The organism is Streptomyces sp. YS-3, assembly GCF_045257485.1.
In the GTDB taxonomy this organism is placed as follows: Bacteria; Actinomycetota; Actinomycetes; order Streptomycetales; family Streptomycetaceae; genus Streptomyces.
On the sequence record NZ_JBJHPC010000674.1, the window covers coordinates 1 to 3,620 of the forward strand.

A 3,620-nucleotide genomic window follows, 5' to 3' on the forward strand; every position below is an offset into this window, starting at 1 on the left:
GGCCGGGGGTCACGGGGGTGCCCCCGGCCCCCGCACATGACCCTCCACCCGATCGAAAACGGTCATCGCACGATCCGAACACGCCATTGCCCATCACTGCTCCGCAACGGCCATCCGCCGTCGCCGGATCGCGGGCATCATCGGCCCACCGACCGTCGTTGGGCCCGGAGGTGCGCGTGATACGGAAATTCCTCGCCAGGCCGAGGCGCCCCGCGAGCGGCGGCCCGAGCCCGGCCGGGGCGACGCTATGGGAGGAGGCCGCCGAGTTCGTCCGGCTGCACCACGCGGAGGAGCCCGCGCCCGGCGGGCCGGAGCGCCGACTCGCCCAGATACGTGACGAGATACGGGCCACCGCGACCTACCGGCACACCGCCGAGGAGCTGGAGTTCGGCGCCCGGGTGGCCTGGCGCAACAGCAACCGCTGCATAGGCCGCCTCTACTGGCGTTCGCTGCGGGTGCGCGACCTGCGCCACCTCACCGACGCCGAGCCCATCGCCGAGGCCTGCGCCGAACATCTGCGCCAGGCCACCAACGGCGGTCGCATCCGGCCCCTGATCACGGTGTTCGCCCCCGAGGCGCCCGGCCGTCCGGCGCCGCGCATCTGGAACGAGCAGCTCATCCGGTACGCGGGCTACCGCGCCGCCGACGGCCGCGTCCTGGGCGACCCGCGCAACACCGGGCTCACGGAGCTGGCGCTGCGGCTCGGCTGGCCGGGCGGCCCGCGCACCGCCTTCGACGTACTGCCGCTGGTCGTCGAGGGCGTCGACGACAAGCCCCGCACCTTCGAACTGCCCGCCGACGCGGTCCTCGAAGTGCCCCTCGACCACCCCGAGGACGACTGGGGCCGTGCGTGGGGGCTGCGCTGGCACGCCGTACCGGCGATCTCGGGGATGTGTCTGGAGATCGGCGGCATCCACTATCCGGCGGCGCCGTTCAACGGCTGGTACATGGGGACGGAGATCGGCGCCCGCAACCTCGCCGACACCGACCGCTACGACCTGCTGCCGCGGGTGGCCGAACGGCTCGGTCTGGACACCGCCGACGACCGCTCACTGTGGAAGGACCGCGCCCTGGTCGAGCTCAACCGGGCCGTGCTGCACTCCTTCGACCGGGCCGGGGTGACCATGGCCGACCACCACACCGAGTCCCGGCGCTTCGTACGCCATCTGGAGCGCGAGGAGCACAAGGGGCGGCCGGTGCCCGCCGACTGGTCCTGGATCGTCCCCCCGATGTCCGGCGCGACCACCGAGGTCTTCCACCGCACCTACGACACGGCGGAGCTGCGGCCGGGTTTCGCGCATCATCCCGAGGCGGCTGCCCGGGCCCGCGGCGAATCGATTCGGCGCATGTCGTGACGGGCGTTCCGGCCATCCGCGAGGGGCGTGCGTAGGGGGCGGCGGGGCCGCGGGCGTACCACTGCCTCCCCCGGGAAACTGAGATGCTCTGGTACTTCCGTCTGCCGGTGCCGTCCGGCCGTCGGCCCGAACCCCTTGATGTGGGCGACCGCGCCGGGCCCCTCAGGGGGCGGGTCCGCTCCGGGCGCCGTGCGCGGGCGCCGGACGTGCGGTCCGTAGGCCGGACGGCATGACGAGAAGACCATTGCCAGACTGGCGTACTTGCACATGATGCGCAAGAGTGACGCACCGCAATGGTCTGATGAACGGTCAAGTCAGCCTGGAAGCACGGGAATCGCGAAGATCCGCAGAGCCGCAGCCGCTACAGGGCCGCCGAGTCGTCCGCGACCGCGAGCCGTTGCAGTAGCTCACGCAGCACATCGCGCTCCGCCGTCGACAGGGGCTGCAGGAACGATTCGTGGACCTTGACCATCAGATCCCCGGCATCCCGCAAGCACACGGTGCCGCGGTCGGTCAGATAGAGCGCGAAGGTCCTGCGGTCGGCGCCGCGCCGGCGCTCCAGGAGGTCCTTGCGCTCCAGGTCGTCGACGAGCCCGACGATCGTGGTGCGGTCGATACGCAGGGTCTGCCCGACCATCCGCTGGTTGATCCCGGGCTCGGAGTCCACCACGTTCAGCACGCCGAACTGACGCAGCGTGATGTCCAGATGACCCAGAGCCTGCTCGGCCTGCTCGGTGAAACGCTGACCGGCCTTGCGGAGAAGGAAGCCGTGCCAGCCCTGCAACCCAGGGAACAACGGCTGTGTCCCACTGTTCGGTTCCCTCTTCGCCACCACTTTTTCGGTTCACCCTCCAGTGGTGACGGTCCATCATGAGGGCCGCGCAACGGGCCCCTTGACTCCCCAGTCACCGGTCGGCCATGCTCCCGATCTGACAGAGCACCTGATTGTCACTGTAGCAGACAATCTATCTTGCTCAATTCGCGCGCCCTGAGCCGCGATCTTCATGACCTACGGGGGAACCATGGTCAGCGTCATCGAGTATGTGGATCCGGTCGAGCTCTGCCCCGGCTACCTGGCGTACGACGCCACGGACTGCCGCCTCGCGGCGGGCGGGTGCCGTATGCAGGCGGGGCTCACCGCCGAAACCCTCCAGACCCTCGCGGGGCGCATGACGCTCAAGCAGCGCGTGCTCGGGGTCAACGTCGGCGGTGCCAAGTGCGGTATCGCCTACGACCCGCACGGCCCGCACCGCGCGGAGGTGCTGCGCCGCTTCGTCGCCTTCCTGGCCGACGAGCTGACCACACGCTTCAGTATGGGGTGCGACATGGGCACCCGGTTCGAGGAGCTCGACCGGATGGCCGGCGCGCTCGGCATCGGCTCCGCCAAGATCGCCGTCCGGCGGGCGCAACGGATCACCGACAGCGAGTTCCGCGCCCGGATGGGCCTGCTCGACACCCGGGTCGGCCTGCTCACCCTCGGCCAGCGCCGGGCGGGCCAGGCCCTCGCCCACTCCGCGCTCGCCGCGACCGCCCACACCGGCCGCCGCGACAGCCGGGTCAGCGTCGCCCTGCAGGGCTTCGGCAACCTCGGGCGGGCCGCCGCGCTCGCCCTGCTGGAGGCGGGCGTACGCATCACGGTCGTCGCCGACGAGTACGGCTGCGCGGTCGACCCGCGCGGCCTGGACATCGCGCGGATGCTCACGCTCGACCAGCGCCGTCCGGTCCAGAGCCTGCTGGCCGAGCCGATGCGGCTGCCCCGCGAGGCCCTGTTCGAGCTGCCCGCCGACGTCCTGGTCCTCGCGGGCGGCGAGGACGCGGTCACGGCCGAGCGCGCGGCGGTGCTGCCGGTGCCGATCGTCGCCGTGGGCGCCAACTGCGGGCTGAGCGCCACCGCCGAGCGGCTGCTCCTGGACCGCGGGGTCGTGGTCGTCCCCGACTTCATCGGCGGGATCGGCGGCTCGGCGTCGATGGAGGCGCTCTTCGGACCCGCCGTCACACCGACGGCGCCCGAGGTGCTCGACACCATCGGGGCGATGATGCGCGAGCTCGTCGGGGACATCCTCTGCGGAGCGCGCGACCGGCGGGTGAGTCCCCGCCAGGTGGCGGCCGGAATCGCCGCGTCGGCGATCGTCTCGCCCGGCGAGAAGCCGTATGGCGCAAGTCCGTACCGCCCGGTCCGCTCCGCGCCCCGGGGCAGCCGGGGGCGTTCCGTCCGTACCCCGCAGAAGTCCGAGAGGCGACCGTCATGACCACCGCACCCTCGCC

General features: G+C 71.9%; 3 protein-coding genes. 2 read left to right on the forward strand and 1 reads right to left on the reverse strand.

Annotated elements, in window-relative coordinates; all coding sequences use genetic code 11:
- Positions 1-179: 179 nt before the first annotated feature.
- A complete protein-coding gene (locus ACJA3G_RS33020) occupies positions 180-1,355 on the forward strand; it encodes a nitric oxide synthase oxygenase (RefSeq protein ID WP_406556716.1) in 1,176 nt (391 codons plus the stop codon).
- Between the two features lie 361 nt (positions 1,356-1,716).
- On the opposite strand, the gene ACJA3G_RS33025 is transcribed toward ACJA3G_RS33020, so the two are convergent.
- On the reverse strand, positions 1,717-2,151 hold the full coding sequence (locus ACJA3G_RS33025) for a MarR family winged helix-turn-helix transcriptional regulator (protein ID WP_406556714.1): 435 nt from the start codon (positions 2,149-2,151) through the stop codon (positions 1,717-1,719).
- Positions 2,152-2,359: 208 nt separating this feature from the next.
- Between ACJA3G_RS33025 and ACJA3G_RS33030 the strand changes: the two genes are divergently transcribed.
- Positions 2,360-3,604 carry a Glu/Leu/Phe/Val dehydrogenase dimerization domain-containing protein gene (locus ACJA3G_RS33030; protein ID WP_406556715.1) on the forward strand — a complete coding sequence of 415 codons (1,245 nt, stop codon included), beginning with the start codon at positions 2,360-2,362 and terminating at the stop codon, positions 3,602-3,604.
- Positions 3,605-3,620 lie beyond the last annotated feature (16 nt).

What these genes read in the sequence shown, in the direction of transcription:
- ACJA3G_RS33030 (WP_406556715.1), top strand. Translation starts at nt 2,360, where the DNA reads ATGACCTACGGGGGAACCATGGTCAGCGTCATCGAGTATGTGGATCCG.